22 protein-coding genes and 1 tRNA gene are annotated in these 19,396 nt (G+C 65.9%); 21 read left to right on the top strand and 2 right to left on the bottom strand.

Features of this window, described 5'->3' with window-relative positions:
- Positions 1 to 25: 25 nt before the first annotated feature.
- Together rpsB and tsf are read left to right on the top strand one after the other, a co-directional pair.
- Positions 26 to 796: a 30S ribosomal protein S2 gene (gene rpsB, locus ACWPMX_RS07620; protein WP_455699432.1), complete on the top strand. Its 771-nt coding sequence runs from the start codon at positions 26 to 28 to the stop codon at positions 794 to 796.
- 80 nt (positions 797 to 876) lie between these two features.
- A complete protein-coding gene (tsf, locus tag ACWPMX_RS07615) occupies positions 877 to 1,818 on the top strand; it encodes a translation elongation factor Ts (RefSeq protein WP_455699431.1) in 942 nt (313 codons plus the stop codon).
- Positions 1,819 to 1,894: 76 nt separating this feature from the next.
- Here the strand turns inward: tsf and ACWPMX_RS07610 are convergent, their stop codons facing one another.
- Entirely contained in the window at positions 1,895 to 2,782 is an 888-nt protein-coding gene (locus ACWPMX_RS07610; protein ID WP_455699430.1) for a hypothetical protein, read from the bottom strand.
- Between the two features lie 158 nt (positions 2,783 to 2,940).
- Between ACWPMX_RS07610 and pyrH the strand changes: the two genes are divergently transcribed.
- The 10 genes from pyrH to rpmE all read left to right on the top strand — a co-directional run bounded on the left by pyrH (position 2,941) and on the right by rpmE (position 12,437).
- Entirely contained in the window at positions 2,941 to 3,660 is a 720-nt protein-coding gene (gene pyrH / locus ACWPMX_RS07605) for a UMP kinase (RefSeq protein WP_455699429.1), read from the top strand.
- A gap of 3 nt (positions 3,661 to 3,663) precedes the next feature.
- The gene (frr, locus tag ACWPMX_RS07600; protein ID WP_455699428.1) at positions 3,664 to 4,221 is read left to right on the top strand and encodes a ribosome recycling factor; all 558 of its coding nucleotides are present in this window, start codon (positions 3,664 to 3,666) and stop codon (positions 4,219 to 4,221) included.
- A 25-nt stretch (positions 4,222 to 4,246) separates the two neighbouring features.
- Positions 4,247 to 4,930 carry a polyprenyl diphosphate synthase gene (gene uppS, locus ACWPMX_RS07595; protein ID WP_455699427.1) on the top strand — a complete coding sequence of 228 codons (684 nt, stop codon included), beginning with the start codon at positions 4,247 to 4,249 and terminating at the stop codon, positions 4,928 to 4,930.
- Entirely contained in the window at positions 4,917 to 5,642 is a 726-nt protein-coding gene (locus ACWPMX_RS07590; protein ID WP_455699426.1) for a phosphatidate cytidylyltransferase, read from the top strand. The genes uppS and ACWPMX_RS07590 overlap by 14 nt, the downstream gene beginning before the upstream one ends.
- Positions 5,643 to 6,794 carry a 1-deoxy-D-xylulose-5-phosphate reductoisomerase gene (locus ACWPMX_RS07585; protein ID WP_455699425.1) on the top strand — a complete coding sequence of 384 codons (1,152 nt, stop codon included), beginning with the start codon at positions 5,643 to 5,645 and terminating at the stop codon, positions 6,792 to 6,794.
- A gap of 1 nt (position 6,795) precedes the next feature.
- Entirely contained in the window at positions 6,796 to 7,929 is a 1,134-nt protein-coding gene (rseP, locus tag ACWPMX_RS07580) for an RIP metalloprotease RseP (RefSeq protein WP_455700747.1), read from the top strand.
- A 183-nt stretch (positions 7,930 to 8,112) separates the two neighbouring features.
- Entirely contained in the window at positions 8,113 to 10,833 is a 2,721-nt protein-coding gene (bamA, locus tag ACWPMX_RS07575; protein WP_455699424.1) for an outer membrane protein assembly factor BamA, read from the top strand.
- Positions 10,833 to 11,510, top strand: coding sequence for an OmpH family outer membrane protein (locus ACWPMX_RS07570; protein ID WP_455699423.1), 678 nt, complete (start codon positions 10,833 to 10,835; stop codon positions 11,508 to 11,510). Before bamA ends, ACWPMX_RS07570 begins: the two co-directional genes overlap by 1 nt.
- 23 nt (positions 11,511 to 11,533) lie before the next feature.
- Positions 11,534 to 11,998 (top strand): 3-hydroxyacyl-ACP dehydratase FabZ, encoded by a 465-nt coding sequence (fabZ, locus tag ACWPMX_RS07565; RefSeq protein ID WP_455699422.1) that lies wholly within the window; start codon positions 11,534 to 11,536, stop codon positions 11,996 to 11,998.
- A gap of 214 nt (positions 11,999 to 12,212) precedes the next feature.
- Complete coding sequence (rpmE, locus tag ACWPMX_RS07560) at positions 12,213 to 12,437, top strand: 50S ribosomal protein L31 (protein WP_067680754.1); 225 nt, start codon at positions 12,213 to 12,215, stop codon at positions 12,435 to 12,437.
- Between the two features lie 66 nt (positions 12,438 to 12,503).
- Here rpmE and ACWPMX_RS07555 read toward each other — a convergent pair whose 3' ends face one another.
- Positions 12,504 to 13,136, bottom strand: a complete 633-nt coding sequence (locus ACWPMX_RS07555) for a prolyl hydroxylase family protein (RefSeq protein ID WP_455699421.1) — start codon at positions 13,134 to 13,136, stop codon at positions 12,504 to 12,506.
- A 179-nt stretch (positions 13,137 to 13,315) separates the two neighbouring features.
- Here ACWPMX_RS07555 and ACWPMX_RS07550 point away from each other — a divergent pair.
- The 9 genes from ACWPMX_RS07550 to ACWPMX_RS07510 all read left to right on the top strand — a co-directional run bounded on the left by ACWPMX_RS07550 (position 13,316) and on the right by ACWPMX_RS07510 (position 19,390).
- Positions 13,316 to 13,392, top strand: a tRNA-His gene (locus tag ACWPMX_RS07550).
- A 50-nt stretch (positions 13,393 to 13,442) separates the two neighbouring features.
- Complete coding sequence (locus ACWPMX_RS07545; RefSeq protein WP_455699420.1) at positions 13,443 to 14,504, top strand: Glu/Leu/Phe/Val family dehydrogenase; 1,062 nt, start codon at positions 13,443 to 13,445, stop codon at positions 14,502 to 14,504.
- A gap of 77 nt (positions 14,505 to 14,581) precedes the next feature.
- Positions 14,582 to 15,304: a heme ABC transporter permease CcmC gene (gene ccmC, locus ACWPMX_RS07540; RefSeq protein ID WP_455699419.1), complete on the top strand. Its 723-nt coding sequence runs from the start codon at positions 14,582 to 14,584 to the stop codon at positions 15,302 to 15,304.
- Positions 15,304 to 15,441 (top strand): hypothetical protein, encoded by a 138-nt coding sequence (locus tag ACWPMX_RS07535; protein WP_455699418.1) that lies wholly within the window; start codon positions 15,304 to 15,306, stop codon positions 15,439 to 15,441. The genes ccmC and ACWPMX_RS07535 overlap by 1 nt, the downstream gene beginning before the upstream one ends.
- Entirely contained in the window at positions 15,438 to 15,896 is a 459-nt protein-coding gene (ccmE, locus tag ACWPMX_RS07530) for a cytochrome c maturation protein CcmE (RefSeq protein ID WP_455699417.1), read from the top strand. Before ACWPMX_RS07535 ends, ccmE begins: the two co-directional genes overlap by 4 nt.
- The gene (locus ACWPMX_RS07525; RefSeq protein WP_455699416.1) at positions 15,893 to 17,836 is read left to right on the top strand and encodes a heme lyase CcmF/NrfE family subunit; all 1,944 of its coding nucleotides are present in this window, start codon (positions 15,893 to 15,895) and stop codon (positions 17,834 to 17,836) included. Before ccmE ends, ACWPMX_RS07525 begins: the two co-directional genes overlap by 4 nt.
- Positions 17,833 to 18,363 carry a DsbE family thiol:disulfide interchange protein gene (locus ACWPMX_RS07520; RefSeq protein ID WP_455699415.1) on the top strand — a complete coding sequence of 177 codons (531 nt, stop codon included), beginning with the start codon at positions 17,833 to 17,835 and terminating at the stop codon, positions 18,361 to 18,363. Before ACWPMX_RS07525 ends, ACWPMX_RS07520 begins: the two co-directional genes overlap by 4 nt.
- Positions 18,360 to 18,764 carry a cytochrome c-type biogenesis protein gene (locus tag ACWPMX_RS07515; protein ID WP_455699414.1) on the top strand — a complete coding sequence of 135 codons (405 nt, stop codon included), beginning with the start codon at positions 18,360 to 18,362 and terminating at the stop codon, positions 18,762 to 18,764. Before ACWPMX_RS07520 ends, ACWPMX_RS07515 begins: the two co-directional genes overlap by 4 nt.
- Complete coding sequence (locus ACWPMX_RS07510; RefSeq protein WP_455699413.1) at positions 18,761 to 19,390, top strand: tetratricopeptide repeat protein; 630 nt, start codon at positions 18,761 to 18,763, stop codon at positions 19,388 to 19,390. The genes ACWPMX_RS07515 and ACWPMX_RS07510 overlap by 4 nt, the downstream gene beginning before the upstream one ends.
- Positions 19,391 to 19,396 lie beyond the last annotated feature (6 nt).

Genomic DNA, 19,396 nt, shown 5'->3' with positions numbered 1-19,396 from the left:
AGGCTCAACCGGAAAGGAATTACCTATGGCGGCTCCGACCGTCACCATGCAGCAATTGATCGAGGCCGGTGCCCACTTCGGCCACCAGACCCACCGCTGGAACCCGCGGATGAAGCCGTATATCTTCGGCGCCCGCAACGGGGTTCACATCATCGACCTGTCGCAGACCGTGCCGCTGTTCGCGCGCGCGCTCGACTTCGTGCAGGACACCGTCCGTTCGGGTGGCAAGGTGCTGTTCGTCGGCACCAAGCGCCAGGCTCAGGAGCCGATCGCCGAGGCGGCGCGCCGTTCGGGCCAGCACTTCGTCAACCACCGCTGGCTGGGCGGCATGCTGACCAACTGGAAGACCATTTCCGGTTCGATCAAGCGCCTCAAGACCCTCGACGAGCAGCTCTCGGGCGAAATCTCGGGCCTGACCAAGAAGGAAGTCCTGCAGCTTACCCGTGAACGCGACAAGCTCGAGCTGTCGCTCGGCGGCATTCGCGAAATGGGCGGCATCCCGGACGTGATGTTCGTCATTGACGCCAACAAGGAGGATCTCGCGATCAAGGAAGCCGGCGTGCTCGGCATTCCCGTTGTCGCGGTTCTCGATTCGAACGTCGACCCGACCGGCATCGCGTTCCCGATCCCGGGCAACGACGACGCCGCGCGCGCCGTGCGTCTCTACTGCGACGCCATCGCCGAGGCCGCCTCGAGCGGCAAGGGCCGTGCCACGATCGAATCGGGTGCGGACATCGGCGCCATGGCCGAGCCGCCGGTCGAGGCGGACGCCGCGGAAGCTGCGACCGGAGCGTAACACCCGCTTCGCATTTCCCGAATACCGGCGCCGGGACGCATGTTCCCGGCGCCACACTGCATTTTGAGAAGGAATTCGACATGGCTGCATTCACCGCCGCCGACGTGAAAAACCTGCGCGAGAAGACCGGCGCGGGCATGATGGACGCCAAGAAGGCTCTCGAAGCCGCCAACGGCGACATCGAGGCCGCGGTCGACGCGCTGCGCGCCAAGGGCCTCGCCACGGCCGCCAAGAAGTCCAGCCGCACCGCGGCCGAGGGCCTCGTCGGCGTCGCCGTCGCGGGTACCAAGGGCGTTGCGGTCGAGGTCAACTCGGAAACCGACTTCGTCGCCAAGAACGACAAGTTCCAGGACTTCGTCCGCAACGTGACCGAGGTCGCCCTCAACGACAACGCAGGCGATGTCGACGCGCTGAAGGCTGCTGCCTATCCGGGCGGCGGCACCGTGGGCGACAAGCTGACCGACAACGTCGCTACCATCGGCGAGAACCAGCAGGTTCGCCGCCTGAAGCACGTCGAAGTCTCGAACGGCGTGATCGTGCCCTACATGCACAACGCGCAGGCCCCGAACCTCGGCAAGATCGGCGTGCTCGTCGCGCTCGAATCGACCGCCGACAAGGGTGCGCTCGAAGCACTGGGCAAGCAGCTCGCAATGCACATCGCAGCTGCCTTCCCGCAGGCCCTCGACGCAGCCGGCCTCGATGCCGAAGTGATCGAGCGCGAGCGCAAAATCGCCGCCGAAAAGGCCGCCGAATCGGGCAAGCCCGCCGAGGTCCAGGCCAAGATGGTCGACGGTGCGATCAGCAAGTTCGCCAAGGAGAACGCGCTGCTGAGCCAGGTCTTCGTGATGGACAACAAGACGCCCATCTCCGAAGTCGTCGCGAAGGCCGGCAAGGAAGCCGGTGCGCCGATCGTGCTGAAGGACTATGTGCGCTTCCAGCTCGGCGAAGGCATCGAGAAGGAAGAGACCGACTTCGCCGCCGAAGTGGCTGCGGTATCGGGCATTCCGCAGCCGACGGCCTGATCGCTGCATCTTACCAAAAAGTGGCCGCCGGAGCGATCCGGCGGCCGTTTTTTTTCGTAAGTCCGTCTGCGAAAACCTAGAGTCGGATAGGTCTGTGGAACAATTCGCAGGATCTCTGGATCCGCGTGAATGTGACCTCGAGGTTGCGCTCCGGAAATTTGGCGACGAACCCGCCGGGCCCTCTGGCGTAATATTTCTGCACTTCCTGGCAGTGTGCATCGTTCTCCGATCGCAATGTCACGTCTCTCAGGCTGCGATTGCCGTAGAACCGCAGCCTTGCCTGGAAGGGGAGCCCAAGAAAGGTGTGGGTTCCGACAGCGTCCTCACCCGGACTGTTCGTGCTTGCATCGGGTTTTTCGATCGACAGCGCGCCGCGTGAAGCGGCTACGACCTCGGCAGGCGACATTCTCCACCGGGTGAATGCCCAGTTCAGTCCGGCGGGATAATCCTCGGCCACGCGCGCGGGCGGTGCGGCTGCGAGAGCAGCATTGCTGCGGGCCATGTGCTCTTCGCCGGATAGCGGCTTCTGTCCGCTGCACCGGGTGGCGATCCGTGAAACGAGCGGCGCAAGCTTGGCCCCTTGCGCGGCGTCGTTCATGTATAGTCCGCGCCGCTGCCAGCCTTGGCCACCCGGGCCGAACCGTGCACCCAGCGGCTCGGCGGTCAGCCACTCGACTTTCGCCCATTCCAGAACGTAGGTCTTTGAAATCGGCGCAGGGTTCACCGCATCGCCGACCTTGAATGCGGGTATCGTGGAGGTGAGCCGCATCACACAGGGCGTGGAATTCTTCTCGACCCGATCGGTCTGGTAAACGCCGGGCACCGGCGGCGTATTGGCGCGAAGAGCCACCGGCGATTGCTGTGCCTCCAGCAAGGCATAGAGCGCCTTGAGATCGCGAGTATGTTCGGCATTTGAAACTAGCGCGGCCTCGCCCGCCAGCATCGCTATAAGACCCCAACTCATTCCGACTCCCTTTCCAACGGAAGCGAACGGATAGTTGCTTCACGCGGCCAAGTCGAACACTCCCCGATCGAGATCTGTGGCGGGCAGCCCCTTGCTCCTCGGGAGGTGCGCCGTATAAGGCCCGCCACATCCCCGCTATAATACGAGATACCAGCCCCATGGCTTTGCCACCCCTCAAACGCGTGCTCCTCAAGCTTTCGGGCGAGGTGCTGATGGGCGGGCAGCAGTTCGGCATCGACCCGGCTTTCGTCCTGGAACTTGCGAAGGAAGTGAAGGCGGCGAAGGAAAGCGGGCTCGAGATCTGCCTCGTTATCGGCGGCGGCAACATCTTCCGCGGAATGGCGGGCGCCGCTCAGGGCATGGACCGCGCACAGGCCGACTACATGGGTATGCTCGCGACGGTGATGAACGCGCTCGCGATGCAGAGTGCGCTCGAGCAGCTCGGCGTTCAGACCCGCGTCCAGTCGGCGGTGCAGATGGATACCGTGTGCGAGCCGGTGATCCGCCGCCGCGCCGAACGGCACCTTGAAAAGGGGCGGGTGGTAATCTTCGCGGCGGGCGTCGGCGCGCCGTACTTCACGACCGACAGCGGCGCGGCATTGCGCGCGGCGGAAATGAATTGCGACGCGCTGCTCAAGGGCACCAGCGTGGACGGGGTGTACGACAGCGATCCGAAAAAAAATTCGGAAGCAAAGCGTTTCGATACGGTCACTTATGACAGGGTGTTGGCAGATAATCTCAAAGTTATGGACGCCTCGGCCGTGGCCCTGTGCCGCGACAACGCGATCCCGATCGTGGTCTTCTCGATCCGCGAACAGGGCAATCTCGCGAAAGTGCTGAGCGGTGAGGGCGTCCAGACGATAGTGCAGGGAAGCTGAGACATGGCGAAGTACGACAAGGACGATATCGAGCGGCGCATGAAGGGCGCGGTGGAGAGCCTCAAGGGCGACCTGTCCGGCCTGCGCACGGGACGCGCCAACACCGCGCTGCTCGATCCCGTGGTGGTCGAGGTCTATGGCGCGATGATGCCGTTGAACCAGGTTGCCACCGTCTCCGCGCCCGAGCCGCGCATGCTCAGCGTGCAGGTGTGGGACAAGTCGAACCTGACCGCGGTCGAAAAGGGCATCGCCAAGGCGAACCTTGGCCTCAATCCGATGATCGACGGCCAGACGCTTCGCCTGCCGCTGCCCGACCTGACGCAGGAACGTCGCAAGGAACTGGCCAAGCTCGCCGGCGAATACGGCGAGAAGGCCAAGATCGCGATCCGCAACGTCCGCCGTGACGGCATGGAAGCGCTGAAGGACGACGAAAAGAAGAAGGACATCTCCGAAGACGACCGCAAGCGGTCGGAGGACGACGTCCAGAAGCTGACCGACGCCCACGTCGCCGAGACCGACACCGTCGTCGCGGCGAAGGTGAAGGAAATCCTCAGCCAGTGACGGGGCTGGGTGCCGGAGCGGAGTGATGTCGGGCGGGGACGGAGTCGCACGTCACGTCGCGATCATCATGGATGGCAACGGTCGCTGGGCGAAGGCCCGGCACCTGCCGCGCGCGATCGGTCACCAGCGCGGTGTCGAAGCCGTGCGTAAGCTCGTCCGCAGCCTCAAGGACACGCCGATCGAGTGCCTGACGCTCTATGCGTTCAGCACCGAGAACTGGCGCCGTCCAGAAGACGAGATCGGCGACCTCATGAACCTCATGCGCAAGTTCGTGAAATCGGACCTGCCGGAATTCATCGCCAACGACGTTAAGCTGCACATTCTCGGGGATTGGCAAAGACTTGCACCCGACATCGTGGAAATGCTCGAGGATGCGCTGGTGCGCACCGCGGGCGGATCGCGTACCCTTGCGGTGGCGCTGAACTACGGCTCGCAGGCGGAGATCGTGCACGCTGCCAGGCTCGCGGCGGCGGAGGGTGAGATCAGCAAAGAAGCGCTAGATCGACATCTTTATACCGCTGCATTGCCGCCGCTCGACCTGCTTATCCGCACCAGTGGCGAAGTGCGGCTGTCGAATTTCCTGCTCTGGCAGTGCGCCTATGCCGAGATGATTTTTACCGAAGTGCTGTGGCCGGATTTCACGCCCGCGCATTTGACCGATGCGCTCGACGAATTCGCGCGCCGGGAGAGACGCTATGGCGGACGGTGAGAGCGAAGCGGTGCCGGTTTCGGTAAGGACCAGCGACCTGCCGGTTCGGCTTGCGTCCGCGGTGGTGATGCTCGCGCTGGCGATCGGCGCGATGGTCATGGGAGGGCCGGTGTTCGCGGCTTTCGTGGTTATCGTTGCCGCCATCGCGTTCGTCGAGTTCGTACTGCTGGTCATCCGTGCGACGCCTGGCATCTCTGCAAGGCTGGCGGCGATCGTGGCAGGGGCATTGTACTTCGTTCTGGCGGCAGGCGTGCTGCAAGGTGCGGGGGATTTCCTCGTCGTGCTGATCGTGGGCGTCACGGTTTTTACCGACACGTTCGCTTATTTCGCCGGACGGACGATCGGCGGGCCCAGGATCGCGCCTTCGATCAGCCCGTCTAAGACCTGGGCGGGGCTGTTCGGCGGGATGGCCGGAGCGGCGCTCTGGCTGGTGCTGTGGGTCGTCGCCATCGACGGCGGGATCGTCGGACCGCGGTTCGAGCTTGGTCTGGCGCTCTCGGCAAACAACCTCGGCACTGCGGCCGCACTTGGAGCGGCGCTTGCGGTGCTGGCGCAGGCGGGTGATTTCTTCGAATCGTGGCTGAAGCGCCGGGCAGGGGTGAAGGATTCCTCCAAGCTCATTCCCGGTCACGGCGGGGTGTTCGATCGGATCGACGGGATGCTTCCCGTGGCGATTGCCGTCGGCGCGATCGCAGCGACGCTGGCGAACTGAATGCGCACGATCTCGATCCTCGGCGCGACCGGATCGGTGGGCGCTTCGACTCTCGACCTCGTCCGGCGCAATCGGGATGATTGGCGCGTCGTCGCGCTGACGGCGAACTGCAACGTCGCCGACCTCGCGGCGCTGGCTCGCGAGTTTGCCGCCGAGGTGGCGGTCGTCGCCGACGAGCGCTGCCTTGCCGACCTGCGCGATGCGCTTGCGGGCAGCGGGATCGAGGCGGCGGGCGGTCCCCGCGCGGTGTGCGAAGCGGGCGCGCGCGGGGCCGACCTCACCGTAGCGGCGATCGTGGGTTGTGCGGGCCTCGCCCCGGTCATGGCGGCTGTCGAGCAGGGCGGCACGATCGCGCTCGCCAACAAGGAAGCGCTGGTCTCCGCAGGCGAGGTTCTGACTGCCGCGATCGCGCGCCACGGGGCGACGCTGTTGCCGGTCGACAGCGAGCATAACGCGATCTTCCAGTGCCTCGCGGGCAACCGGATCGAGGATGTCCGCAAGATCACGCTGACCGCCAGCGGCGGCCCGTTCCGCACCTGGAGCCCGGCCCAGATCGAAGCGGCGAAGCCCAAGCAGGCGGTCGCGCATCCCAACTGGGACATGGGCGCCAAGATCAGCGTCGATTCGGCGACGATGATGAACAAGGGTCTCGAATTCATCGAGGCGCATCACCTCTTTCCCGTCGGTCTCGACAGGATCGGCATCGTGGTCCACCCGCAGAGCGTGATCCACTCGATGGTCGAATACCGCGACGGTTCGACGCTGGCCCAGCTCGGCCCGAGCGACATGCGCGTGCCGATTGCCTCGTGCATGGCGTGGCCGCAGCGCATGGATACGCCGATGGGACCGCTCGACCTTGTCGCGCTCGGCACGTTGACCTTCGAAGCGCCCGACGAAGCGCGCTTCCCGGCGACACGGCTGGCCCGCGAAGCGGCCGAGGCGGGCGGTGCGGCTCCGGCGGTGCTCAATGCGGCCAACGAATCCGCCGTAGCCGCTTTCCTTGCTGGAAAGATCGCGTTCACACGGATTGCGCTAACGGTAGAGCGTACGCTCGCGCGCGGACTGCCGCCGCCGCCCTCCTCGCTCGAAGAGGTGCTGGCGGTCGACTTGGAAGCGCGCGTGCGGGCGGACGAATTGCTGGAGCTTGCCTGAATTGATCGAATCGCCCCCATTCTGGTTCTACCTCGTCGGGTTCATCCTGCTGCTCGGGCCGCTGGTGACAGTGCATGAGTTCGGCCACTACCTGATGGGTCGCCTGTTCGGCGTCGGGGTCGAGGCGTTCTCAGTCGGGTTCGGCAAGGAGATCGCCGGCTTCACCGACAAGCGCGGCACGCGCTGGAAGCTCTCTGCGCTGCCGCTCGGCGGCTATTGCCAGTTCAAGGGCGACATGAACCCGGCCAGCATCCCCGACGCCCGGTCGGTAGCCGAACTCACTCCGGCGGAGCGCGACGGCAACTTCCACCTCGCCCCGCTGTGGCAGCGCGCGTTGATCGTGCTGGCAGGGCCACTGACCAATCTGGTGGTCGCAGTCGGTATTTTCGCCGCGTTCTTCATGCTGATCGGCAAGCCGGTGCAGGTCGATCCGGCGGAAACCAATGTCGTTCAGCGGTTCGCCGAAGGCTCGGTCGCGGAAGCCGCCGGGGTACGGGTCGGCGACCGCATCGTCGCGATCGACGGCAAGACGGTCCACGAATTCCGCGACATAACCGAAGCCGTGCTCATGCATCCGGGTAAGCCAATCGTGCTCGGCGTCGAGCGCGAAGGCGATGCCCTGCGCATCCCGGTCACGATCGGCAGCACGATCGAAAAGGACCGGTTTGGTAACGAATCCCGCATCGGACGGCTCGGCGTGTGGTCGAGCCCGATCGAGTACGAGACGGTCGGCCCGCTTGAAGCCGTCGCGCTGGGCGGCAAGGAGTGCGTCGACCTCGTGCGCATGATGGTGACCGGTATCGCCCAGATTTTCACCGGCGAACGGTCGGTGAAGGAGCTGGGCGGACCGATCAAGATCGCCAAGTTTTCGGGCGAGCAGTTGAGCCTCGGGCCGGTGGCCTTCGTCGGTTTCGCCGCCTTGATCTCGCTTAACTTGGCGTTCATCAACCTCTTGCCAATTCCGGCCCTCGATGGCGGGCACCTGGCTTTCTACGCGGCCGAAGCGGTCCGCCGGAAGCCGATCGGTGCTCGCGGTCAGGAAATGGCGTTCCGTGCCGGCGTGGCGGTCATCCTCGCGCTGATGCTGTTCGTCACGGTCAACGACCTGTTGTCGCTCCCCGTATTCGGGCGCTGACGGGTCTGCGAGGGGTCGAACGCGCCAAGGCAACGCATGGGGCACAATGGCCCTGCCACCGCTTGATTGGGGACCGGGTATCGGGCAAGGGCGGCGCACTCGCCGCCCGGCTGCCTGCCGGACCCGGCGAGGTGGAGCATTTCTAGGCGCATGGATTGGTTTATGGACGGGAGTCCCACCTCAATGAAGGCACGCGAAATCGCCGGTAATTCGAACCGGCCGGGTCTGGCGAGGCTGGGCCTTTCGCTGCTCTGCGGGACGATGCTCGCCGGGATGCCGGCTGGCGTCCTGGCGCAGGACGCGCCCGCATCCGCACCCGCACAGGCACCGGCCGCCACGGCGGCCGAAGCGGCGCCCCAGTCCGATGTGATCCGCACCATTTCCGTAGCCGGCGCGCAGCGGCTCGAGCCGACGACGATCGTGTCCTATATCCGCCTGCGTGCGGGCCAGACCTATACCCAGGCCGCAGCCGATCAGGCGCTGAAGGATCTCTACGCGACCGAATTGTTCGCGAGCGCGAACATCGTCAACAACGGTGGCGACGTGGTCGTCACGGTGGTCGAGAACCCGGTCATCAACCGCGTGGTTCTGGAAGGCAACAAGCGGCTGAAGGAGGACAAGATCCTCCCCGAGATCAAGCTCGCCGCGCGCCAGATATTCACCCGTTCCAAGGTTCGCGCCGACGTTGCGCGCATCATCGAGCTCTACAAGCGGCAGGGCCGCTTCGCCGCGACGGTCGAACCCAAGATGGTCGAGCTGTCGCAGAACCGCGTCGACGTGGTGTTCGAGATCAACGAGGGGCCCAAGTCCAAGGTCCGCCAGATCAACATCATCGGGAACGAGGCGTTCTCGGATGGCGACCTCAAGGGCGAGATGCTGACCAAGGAGGCGCGTCTCACCAGCTTCCTGTCGTCGCGCACCAGTTACGACCCCGATCGCCTTGCGTTCGACCAGCAGAAACTGCGCCAGTTCTACCTGACCGAGGGCTATGCGGACTTCCGCGTGGTATCCGCGGTGGCCGAGCTGACCCCCGACAAGCGCGACTTCATCATCACCTATGTCGTGGAAGAGGGCGATCGCTACAAGTTCGGCGATGTCGCCGTGAAGAGCGAGCTGCGCGATTTCTCCAGCGATGCGCTGACCAACAACCTCCCGATGAAGGAGGGCGACTGGTACGACGCCAAGATGGTCGAGGATACGTCGGACCAGTTCAAGGAACTGGCCGGCACCTTCGGCTATGCCTTCGCCGATGTCGAACCCGAGTTCCGCCGGAACAAGGAAGGCCTCACGATGGACGTGACCTTCACCCTGAAGGAAGCGCCGCGGGTCTATGTCGAGCGGGTCGACGTCAACGGGAACACGCTGACGCAGGACAAGGTCGTCCGCCGCGAGTTCCGCCTCGTCGAAGGCGATGCGTTCAATTCGCTGCAGGTGAAGCGGTCGGAAAATCGCATCAAGTCGCTGGGTTTCTTCCAGGAAAACTTCGAGATTTCGCAGAAGGAAGGCACCACGCCCGACCGGATTGCGCTCGAGGCGAACGTGCAGGAGCAGCCGACCGGCCAGCTCCAGCTGTCGGCGGGGTTCTCCTCGATCGAGAGCTTCATCCTCTCCGCATCGATCCAGCAGCGCAACTTCCGCGGCCGTGGCCAGACCGTGGGCGCCGGCGTGAACTATTCGCGCTATTCGAAGAGCGCGAACCTGAGCTTCTCAGAACCGTACGTGTTCGACCGCAACATCTCCGCGGGCGTCGACATCTACCGTCGCGATCTCAACAGTTTCAACTATCTGAACAACGATCGCAACACGACCTTCCAGCAGACCACCACCGGTGGCCAGCTGCGCCTGGGCGTGCCGCTCACCGAATACAGCTCGCTGGTCGGCAGCTACACACTGAACTTCGACGACGTGTCGCTCGATGAGAACCAGTTCTTCTCCGACCGGCTCAGCCCGCCGAACCTGACCTGCGATCCGCTGCTCGCCGGCCGCTATCTCTGCGAAGCGCTGGGCAAGCGGACGAGCTCGATCCTCGGGCTGACCTATGCCTACGACACGCTCGACAGCCGCGTGCGTCCGACCCGGGGCAACTCGATGTCGCTCACGGGCGAATTCGCAGGGCTCGGTGGGTCGGTGAAGTATGCCCGCCTGCGCGCCCGCGCGGCGAAATACTTCCCGCTCGGCAGCGGGTTCATCTTCTCGCTCCAGGCCGAAGGCGGCGCGATCAAGGGTATCGGTGGCGATAGCGTGCAGCTGACCGACCGCTTCTTCCTTGGCGAGCCGCAGTTCCGCGGATTCGACATCCGGGGCGTTGGGCCGCGCGTGCTGCGCTATCCGCTTGTCGATGACAACGGCGATGGTGTCGCCGAAGAGGTCCGCGACCGGAACCGCATCTCGGACGACGCTCTGGGCGGAAACTTCTATTACCTCGGCCGCGCGGAGCTCGACATTCCGCTTGGCAGCGGTGTCCAGGAGCTAGGTCTTCGTCCGTCGATCTTCATGGACGTCGGCGCGCTGTGGGGCAGCAAGTTCAACCGGGCGACGGACCTCAGCAGCTGTCCGTTCAATCCGCCGGCCGGCGCCAATCCCTGCGCGTTCCCGCAGCGCGATGCGAACGGGAACCAGCTCTACACGCAGACCGTGACCAACGCCGACGGCACCACGACCACCACGGTCGTGACCACTCCGACGGCGCCGAGCGGAGCCGCCAATACGGCACTGGTCAATACCGTGCCCCCGTTCAACGAGGATTTCCTCGGCGACACGCCCAAGCCGCGCGTTTCGGTGGGCGTCGGGGTCAACTGGAACTCGCCCTTCGGTCCGTTCAGGATCGATTTTGCCCATGTGCTTTTGAAGCAGCCTGGAGACGATACCAAGCGCTTCACGTTCAACGTAGGAACCCAATTCTGATGTTCAAATTCCCCAAGAGCCTGCTTGCCGCAGGCGTCGCCCTTGCCGCCGTTTCGCCGATCGTCGCGGCCCCCGCCGCCGCGCAGGTGGTCAAGGGCATCGGCGTCGTCAGCCTGCCGGCGGTCGTTGCCAACTCGAACGCCTACAAGGTCGCCGAGCAGCAGCGCCCCGTCACCTACAAGCCGCAGATCGACCAGGCCGAAGCGCGCCGCGCCGCCATCGCCGCGCAGCTGCAGCCGCTGGTGACGAAGTTCAACACCGATCGGCAGGCGAACCCCAACAACCCGGCGCTCAACCAGCAGGCCGCCGCGATCCAGCAGATCCAGCAGTCGGGCCAGCAGGAGCTGCAGCAGCTCGTCGCCCCCGTCGCGCTCAGCCAGGCCTATGTCACGGAGCAGATCGAGGAGAAGCTCGACGCCGCCGTGCAGAACGCCGCGAAGAAGAAGAACATCCAGCTCATTCTCGATCCGACCCAGGGTGCGGTCCTCTATGCCGACGCTGCGTACAACATCACGCAGGACGTGCTGAACGAGCTGAACACGCTGCTTCCCAGCGCGCAGCTCGTTCCTCCGCAGGGCTGGGTGCCGCGCCAGATCCGCGAGCAGCAGGCCGCGCAGGCCGCCGCAACCGGCACGCCCGCACCGACAACGAACCCGCCGGCCACCGTCGGCCGCTAAGACACGGGCGCAAGGGCAGGGCCATGGGCGAGGACGCCGCACAGCAGTACGACATCCTCAAGGTGCTCAAGGCCCTGCCGCACCGCTATCCGCTGCTGCTGGTCGATCGGGTGCGTTCGATCGAGCTGGGCGAGCGGATTCATGCGGTGAAGGCTGTCTCGATGAACGAGCAGTTCTTCCAGGGGCACTTCCCCGGTCGTCCGATCATGCCGGGCGTCCTGCAGATCGAGGCGCTGGCGCAGGCCGCGGGCATCCTCGGCATCGAGACCTTCGAACTCGCGGGCACCGGCAAGCTCGTCATCTTCATGGCGATCGAAAACGCCAAGTTCCGCGCTCCGGTGGAGCCGGGCTGCCTGCTCGACCTCGAGGTCGAGTTCACCCGCAAGTCGAGCCGGGTGTGCAAGTTCAAGGGCCGAGCCAGCGTCGAGGGCAACACGACGTGCGAGGTCGAATTCACCGCGATGATCGCCGACGCGCCTGCTTCTTAGTTTTTTTCGAGCGCGCCTCCGCGCGCTCGTCCTCGGTGCTAATCCTCCGCTTCACTCCGGGCACCTGCGGGCGGGCGTTCGCCCTTGCGGTCGACTGGCGTCGTCGACCGTGCTCTCGCGGCGCTTGCGTTTCACTGCCTAGCCCGCTAACGGCGCCGCTTCTCATTCAACAGCTGGACCGGTCGGAACCGTTCCGAGGCTACGGAGACACGTGATGAAGACCGAAGGTCACCCCGACTACCACATGATCACCGTCAAGATGACCGACGGTACCGAATTCCAGACCCGCTCGACCTGGGGCGCCGAGGGCGACACGCTCGCGCTCGACATCGACCCGACGAGCCACCCGGCCTGGACCGGCGGCAAGCAGCAGCTGCAGGAAGGCGGCCGCGTTGCCAAGTTCAACCAGCGCTTCGGTGGGCTCACCCTCAAGAAGTAAGCCGGTCGGCGATCTGCGAAACACGATGGGGCGGTCCTGCGGGGCCGCCCTTTTCGTTTGCGCTGCCTATCCCCAGGGCCGCTCACGATACCATTTGGTGATCACGTACTTCACGCCCCTGCGCACCTTCATGCCGTGGTGAAGCGTGCTCGGATTGGGGCTGCCGTCGGTGCGGCGGTTGTTCCACGCAAGCAGTTTGCCTGTCTCGGGCTGGACGATCTTCTTCGGCACCCCGAACCGCGTGCCGCCGCCGGCCTCGACATCGTTGAGGTAGATCATGAATGTCCACGTCCGCTGGCCTGCGACCGAGCAGTAGCGCTCGAAATCTGCGCCGTTCGGCTCGAAGTAGTCGGTATGCGCCTTGAATTCCTGGCCGACCTCGTATCGCTGGCCTTGCACCGGTTCGCCATGTGCCGGATCGATGCCGTTCAGCGCGAACAGGCGTTGCTCGAGGTCCAGGACGGCGGGCTCGTCGGCCTCCAGGTCGCAGGTCTCGCTGGTGCGGAAATACTGGTCGCCGTTGGGGTCCGCGATCGTCGACGGGCGGCGGCCGGCATCGATCAGGTCGATCAGGTCGGCGCACAGCGCGGGCGGCAGGAACCCGCGCAACTGGAACAGTTCGAGCTTGGGAAAGGGCGCCCGCTGGATGCCGGGTCGAGCGAGCAGGAGATCGGGCGAAGATTCGCCGGGTGCGGGCATGTAGCAGGCATAGGCGTAATCGGCGCGCGAAACAATCTTGCGCGCAATCGCTCCCCACGCAGTTTTCTCTTCCCAAATAGCAGGCGCTATGCAACAGGCGCTCGCCCGCGCGGGAACCGCCTTGACGGCGTTTCGCGCGGAGCTAATGGCCCCCCTTCACGGCATGCCGGGGGCATGTGGCGATCGTAGCTCAGTTGGTTAGAGCGCCGGTTTGTGGTACCGGAGGTCGGGGGTTCGAGACCCCTCGATCGCCCCATTTCCCCCATCGTTTGCCGAACGATTCCAGCGCGATGCGGGGCACAACTGATGACGGCTTTCTGGACCCAGGCGGATTTCGACGACCATGAGCTGGTTCAGCTCGTGCGCGATGCCAAATCGGGCCTCACCGCGATCATCGCACTCCACTCGACCCACCTCGGCCCCGGCGCGGGCGGCACGCGATTCTGGCATTATGCCGATCCTGCCGACGGTCTGCGCGATGCGCTGCGCCTCAGCCGGGGGATGAGCTACAAGAACGCCATGGCCGGTCTCCCGATGGGCGGCGGCAAGGCGGTGATCCTGGCCGACAAGGCGCGCACCAAGACGCCCGAGCTGCTCGCCGCATTCGGCGATGCGGTCGACGCGCTCGGCGGGAAGTATGTGACGGCGGAAGATGTCGGCATCAGCGAGGGCGATATGGTCGCCGTTTCGCAGCGCACGAAATTCGTGTCGGGCCTGCCGGTCGGCGAAGGGCAGGCGGGCGGTGACCCGGGTCCGTTCACCGCGATGGGCATCTACCATGGCATCAAGGCGGCGGTCGCGCACAAGCTGGGCAAGGACAGCGTAAAGGGCGTGCGCGTGGCGCTGCAGGGCACCGGTAGCGTCGGCGGCGGGGTGGCTCGTCTGCTCGCCAAGGACGGCGCGCGGATCGTACTCGCGGATGTCGATGAGGCGCGCGCGAAGGCACTCGCCAGCGAAGTCGACGGTGAAGCCGTATCGCCCGAGCAGATCATGTCGGTCGCGTGCGACGTGTTCAGCCCGAACGCGCTCGGCGCGATTCTCGACGAAGCGGGCATCGCCGCGCTCGACTGCGCGATCGTCGCAGGCGGAGCGAACAACCAGCTTGCCCGCGCGGAGCATGGCGCCCAGTTGGCCGAGCGCGGCATCCTCTACGCGCCCGACTATGTCATCAATGCCGGCGGCATTATCTCGGTCACGCTCGAATACCTTGCCCGCACGCGCGGCGAGGATTGCGACATCAACGAAGTGCGCAAGCGCATCGCGCTGATCCCCGACCGGTTGCGCACGATCTGGGAGCAGAGCGAGGCTACCGGCGTCTCGTCTGACCGGGTTGCCGATCGCATGGCGCAGGAACTCATTGGCCGTTAGGACAATTCGGCGGTAATTGGCCCCGGCGGCCCTTGCCGCGCTGGGGTGGGGATGCCAAAGCATCGCGAAGGACACCGATGCACGGCTACGCCAATCCCACGCGATTTCTCCGCATCGCCCGCCCGCTTACTCCGTGGCTGCTCGGCCTCGGGCTGGCGCTCACGGGCGGCGCGCTGGCGTGGGGGCTGCTGGCGGTTCCTGCCGAGCGCCTGCAGGGCGATACCGTGAAAATCATGTTCATCCATGTGCCCGCCGCATGGCTCGGCATGGCGGGCTGGTCCGCGATCGCGGGCGCCAGTTTCGCCGAGATCGTCTGGCGTCATCCGCTGGCGTCGATCGCCGGGCGCGCCGCCGCGCTACCGGGCGCGGTGTTCACCGCTCTCTGCCTTGCCACCGGTTCACTGTGGGGGCGCCCTGCGTGGGGCACCTGGTGGGAATGGGACGGTCGGCTGACGAGCATGCTCGTGCTGCTGTTCCTCTATTTCGGATACATATCGCTGGCGGGAGCCGCCGCGCGCGAGGGCGGATCGAGCCGGATCCCGGCGATCTTCGGCCTCGTCGGCATCGTGAACGTGCCGGTCATTCACTATTCGGTGCTGTGGTGGTCGTCGATCCACCAGCCGCCCAGCCTCACCACCGGCGGCTCGGCGATGGCGCCGGCGTTTCTCTGGCCGCTTCTCGCCGCCACGCTCGGCTTTACCCTCCTGTTCGCAGCGGTGATCCTGATGCGGATGCGCGCCTTGCTGGCCGAGGCACAGGCAGAAGCGCGGCTACGGCGGCGGGCGAGGGAGGCCGGCTGATGCGCGAAGCGCTCGATCACTGGCCCTTCGTTCTGGCATCCTATGCCCTGGGTATCGGCGGCACCTTGCTGCTGGTCGGCTGGTCGTGGCTCGCGATGCGCCGCGCCGAGCGTCGCCGCGACGAGGCGCGCGGATGAGCGGTCCGAAGCCAAAACATCAGCGCCTCGCGCTAGTGGTATTCGCGCTCGTGGCGCTGATCGCCGCGGCGGTGATCGCCACTTGGGCGCTGCGCAACCAGGCCAGCTATTTCTATGTCCCGAGCCAGATGGTGAAGGACCCGCCCGCTGCGGGACGCGCGGTGCGCCTCGGCGGCATGGTCGAGGCGAACTCGATCGTGACCCAGCCCGACGGGGTGACGATACAGTTCGTCGTCGGCGACGGGGATGCACGGGTTCCGGTCCGCTATTCGGGCATCGTGCCCGATCTATTCGTCGAAGGCTCCGGCGTGGTCGCCGAGGGGCGGCTTCAGGCGAATGGTACGTTCAACGCCGACACGCTGCTCGCCAAGCACGACGAGAATTACGTCCCGCGCGAGCTCGAGGAAATGACTGCGGCGCAGAAGAAGGCGGCCGTCGCCGAGACCACGCCATGATCGCGGAACTCGGTCTCGCCGCGCTGTGGCTCGCCGCAGCGCTCGCGGCGCTGCAACTTGCGACGGGCTTCCTTGCCGCGCGGCAGGGCGAAGGCGAGATCGCCAGCCTCGTGCGCCCGGCAGCGGTTCTCCAGGGCGCGATCTGCACATTTTCGTTCGCGATGCTGATGTGGCTGTTCGTGCGGACCGACCTGTCGGTGAAGCTCGTCGCGATGAACTCCCATTCGGACAAGCCATTGATATTCAAGCTGGCGGGCACGTGGGGCAATCACGAAGGCTCGATGCTGCTGTGGGTCATGGTGATGAGCGGCGCGGGTGCGCTGATCGCACTGGTCGAGCGCCGCCTTTCCGAGCGCACGATGCAGGCGACGCTCGCGGCGCAGGGGTTCGTCGCGCTGGGCTTCTACGCCTTCCTGCTCTTCAGTTCGAACCCGTTCGAGCGGCTGCCGGTGCCCGCGATCGAGGGCAACGGCCTCAACCCGCTGCTGCAGGATATCGGCCTCGCGTTCCATCCGCCCACGCTCTACCTCGGTTATGTCGGGCTCTCGGTCGCGTTCAGCTTCGCGGTCGGTGCGTTGCTGACGAAGAGCGTGACGCCCGAATTCGCCCGCGCGATGCGCCCGTGGGTGCTCGGCGCGTGGATTTTCCTCACCGTCGGGATCACCGCGGGCAGCTACTGGGCCTATTACGAGCTCGGCTGGGGTGGCTGGTGGTTCTGGGATCCGGTGGAGAACGCCTCGCTTATGCCGTGGCTCGCTGCGACCGCGCTGCTCCATTCGGCTTCGGTGCTGGCAGCGCGCGATGCGCTCAGGGCGTGGACGATCATGCTCGGCGTGGTCGCGTTTTCAATGAGCATGGTGGGCACCTTCCTCGTGCGCTCGGGCATCCTCACGAGCGTTCATGCCTTCGCGGTCGATCCCGAGCGCGGCAGCTTCATCCTCGCGCTGCTGGCGATCTACATCGGCGGCGCGCTCGCGGTGTTCGGCTTGCGGGCAGGGTCGATCTCGGAGGGCGAGAAGTTCGCGCTCGTCAGCCGTGAAGGCGCGCTGGTCGTCAATAACGTCCTGCTCTCGTCGATCCTCGGAGTTGTGCTGCTGGGTACGCTTTATCCGCTGCTGACCGAGGCGATGGGCGTGCGGGTTTCCGTCGGCCCTCCGTATTTCGATCCGGTCGGCGCGATCTTCGTGGTGCCGATGCTGCTGGTCATGATGGTCGGCCCGCTGCTGCGCTGGCGGAGCGATCGGCTCGACCGGGTGAAAAAGCTGGCGGCGGTCGGCTTTCTCGCGCTGCTTGCCGGACTGGCGATCGCGATCGCTCTGGGTGCCAAGATACTTCCGCTGATCGGTCTCGCGCTCGGTCTCGGGCTGGCGGTGGCGAGCGTGCTGCCGCTACGGGGCCGCAATTTGCGCCGCCTGCCGCTGGCGACCTGGGGCATGGTGATCGCGCACCTCGGCATCGCGGTCGCGTTGCTCGGCATGGCGAGCGAGAGCGCTTTCAGCGAAGAAAAACTCGCTGCTGTCCGCACAGGTGAGAGCGCAACTGTCGGCCCCTGGTCGGTGCGGCTCGCCTCTGTCGACCCGGTGGCGGGGCCCAACTGGACCGCGCTCGAGGGAGTCATGCAGGCGAGCTATGCCGGTGGCTCCCCGATCGAATTGCACCCGCAAGCGCGCAGCTTCTGGTCGCCGCCGCAGGAAACGACCGAGAGCGCGCTGGTAACCCGCTGGAACGGCCAGCTCTACGCAGTACTCGGCAAGGCGGCCGACGGCGAGCGTTGGCAGGTTCGCTTGTGGTGGAAGCCGTTCGTGACGCTGATCTGGTACGGCGGATTGATGATCGCGCTGGGCGGAGTGCTCGCGTTGATCGGCCGGGTGAGTGACGACCTTCGCCGCCGTTTCGTTCAGCGCAAGGCCTCGGCGCGGCGCAAGGAACTGGCCGCGTGAAGGGCTGGCGCTTCTTCCTGCCGCTGGCGATCTTCCTGCTGTTCGTCGGCATCGCCGGATATCAGCTGACCCAGCCGAAAGACGAGTTCGTCCATTCGGCGATGATCGGCAAGCCGATGCCGGCCTTCGACATGCGCGGCGCGAGCCCCGACCGGCCCGGCCTCGCGCTCGCCGATCTCAAGGACGGTACGCCCAAGCTGGTCAATATCTGGGCGAGCTGGTGCATTCCCTGCGCCGCCGAAGCGCCCCAACTCGCCGCGCTTGCGCAACAGGGCGTGCCGATCGTCGGCGTCGCGATCCGCGACCGGCCCGAGGACGTCGCCGCGTTCCTGGCCCGCTACGGCAATCCGTTCACTCGCATCGGGGCTGACGACATGAGCGAGCTACAGCTCTCGATCGGCAGTTCGGGCGTGCCCGAGACGTTCGTGGTCGACGGGCAGGGGATCATCCGTTTCCAGCACATCGGCGACATCCGGGCCGAACACGTGCCCCTGCTGCTCGAAGAATTGCGGAAAGCGCGCGGATGAAGCGCTTGATTGCCTTGCTGGCGATGTTCCTTGCCATTCCACTGGCGGCGCAGGATTCTCTGCCACCCGCACCCTACGCCTACCGCCAGCTCGCGGATCCGGCGATGGAGGCGCGCGCGCAAGGCCTCATGGAAGAGCTGCGCTGCCTCAAGTGCCAGAGCCAGTCGATCGCCGACAGCGACGCACCGATGGCGGGCGATATGCGCCACCAGGTCCGCACCCGCATCGCCGCGGGCGAGGAGCCGGAAGCGATCCGCGCGTGGATGATGGAGCGCTACGGCGACTACGTAAGCTACGCGCCTGTGGTCAGCCGCACGACCTGGCCGCTCTACGCCGGACCGCTGGTGCTGCTCGCGCTGGCGGGCCTGCTGCTTTGGCGACGCTTCGGGAGGAAGACATGAGCTTCGTTCCGATACTGCTGCTCGCAGCCGCCGCCTTCGCAGTCGCGGTTCTTGCTTTGCGCCTGCCGCGGACCGGCTGGACACTGCTGGGCGCCGCGCTGCTTTTCGGGCTGGCGGGCTACGCGCTGCAGGGCTCGCCGGGCCAGGCCGGGTCGCCCAAGGACGCTGCGTCCGACCGCAATGCCGAGGGTGCCGAACTGGTCGAGGCGCGCCGGGCGATCTACGGTCCCGCGCCGCCGAGCAACTTCGTCACCGTCGCCGACGGGTTCGCCCGCCGCGGCCAGTTCGCCGACGCGGCGGGCATCCTGCGCGGTTCGCTCGCCAAGTCACCCGACGATCCCGAGGCGTGGCTCGCGCTCGCCAACGCGCTGATGGAGCATGCCGACGGCCAGCTTACCCCGGCGGCGGTCTATGCCTACGAGCAGGCCGAGCGTGCCGACCCCGGCCAACCGGGACCCGGGTTCTTCCTCGGCGTGGCCCTCATTCGCGGCGGTCGGCTCCAGCAGGCCCGCGGACTGTGGGCCGACATGCTCGAGAAGGCTCCACCTGATGCCGAATGGCGCGCGGGCCTGAAGGAACGTCTCGACAGGCTCGACGTTCTCCTCGCGCAAACCGGCGGCCAATAGGGCCCG

This window comes from Tsuneonella sp. HG094 (assembly GCF_053819285.1).
Note: the sequence above shows the minus strand (reverse complement) of the source record. Positions and strands in the feature narration are given on the sequence as shown.

What these genes read in the sequence shown, in the direction of transcription:
- fabZ (WP_455699422.1), top strand. Translation starts at nt 11,534, where the DNA reads ATGGGCGAGGACGCCGCACAGCAGTACGACATCCTCAAGGTGCTCAAG.
- ACWPMX_RS07570 (WP_455699423.1), top strand. Translation starts at nt 10,833, where the DNA reads ATGTTCAAATTCCCCAAGAGCCTGCTTGCCGCAGGCGTCGCCCTTGCC.
- ACWPMX_RS07545 (WP_455699420.1), top strand. Translation starts at nt 13,443, where the DNA reads ATGACGGCTTTCTGGACCCAGGCGGATTTCGACGACCATGAGCTGGTT.
- rpsB (WP_455699432.1), top strand. Translation starts at nt 26, where the DNA reads ATGGCGGCTCCGACCGTCACCATGCAGCAATTGATCGAGGCCGGTGCC.
- ACWPMX_RS07525 (WP_455699416.1), top strand. Translation starts at nt 15,893, where the DNA reads ATGATCGCGGAACTCGGTCTCGCCGCGCTGTGGCTCGCCGCAGCGCTC.
- ACWPMX_RS07510 (WP_455699413.1), top strand. Translation starts at nt 18,761, where the DNA reads ATGAGCTTCGTTCCGATACTGCTGCTCGCAGCCGCCGCCTTCGCAGTC.
- ACWPMX_RS07590 (WP_455699426.1), top strand. Translation starts at nt 4,917, where the DNA reads ATGGCGGACGGTGAGAGCGAAGCGGTGCCGGTTTCGGTAAGGACCAGC.
- ACWPMX_RS07535 (WP_455699418.1), top strand. Translation starts at nt 15,304, where the DNA reads ATGCGCGAAGCGCTCGATCACTGGCCCTTCGTTCTGGCATCCTATGCC.
- ACWPMX_RS07515 (WP_455699414.1), top strand. Translation starts at nt 18,360, where the DNA reads ATGAAGCGCTTGATTGCCTTGCTGGCGATGTTCCTTGCCATTCCACTG.
- ACWPMX_RS07610 (WP_455699430.1), bottom strand. Translation starts at nt 2,782, where the DNA reads ATGAGTTGGGGTCTTATAGCGATGCTGGCGGGCGAGGCCGCGCTAGTT.
- pyrH (WP_455699429.1), top strand. Translation starts at nt 2,941, where the DNA reads ATGGCTTTGCCACCCCTCAAACGCGTGCTCCTCAAGCTTTCGGGCGAG.
- ACWPMX_RS07555 (WP_455699421.1), bottom strand. Translation starts at nt 13,136, where the DNA reads ATGCCCGCACCCGGCGAATCTTCGCCCGATCTCCTGCTCGCTCGACCC.
- frr (WP_455699428.1), top strand. Translation starts at nt 3,664, where the DNA reads ATGGCGAAGTACGACAAGGACGATATCGAGCGGCGCATGAAGGGCGCG.
- rpmE (WP_067680754.1), top strand. Translation starts at nt 12,213, where the DNA reads ATGAAGACCGAAGGTCACCCCGACTACCACATGATCACCGTCAAGATG.
- uppS (WP_455699427.1), top strand. Translation starts at nt 4,247, where the DNA reads ATGTCGGGCGGGGACGGAGTCGCACGTCACGTCGCGATCATCATGGAT.
- bamA (WP_455699424.1), top strand. Translation starts at nt 8,113, where the DNA reads ATGAAGGCACGCGAAATCGCCGGTAATTCGAACCGGCCGGGTCTGGCG.
- ACWPMX_RS07585 (WP_455699425.1), top strand. Translation starts at nt 5,643, where the DNA reads ATGCGCACGATCTCGATCCTCGGCGCGACCGGATCGGTGGGCGCTTCG.
- ccmC (WP_455699419.1), top strand. Translation starts at nt 14,582, where the DNA reads ATGCACGGCTACGCCAATCCCACGCGATTTCTCCGCATCGCCCGCCCG.
- ccmE (WP_455699417.1), top strand. Translation starts at nt 15,438, where the DNA reads ATGAGCGGTCCGAAGCCAAAACATCAGCGCCTCGCGCTAGTGGTATTC.
- tsf (WP_455699431.1), top strand. Translation starts at nt 877, where the DNA reads ATGGCTGCATTCACCGCCGCCGACGTGAAAAACCTGCGCGAGAAGACC.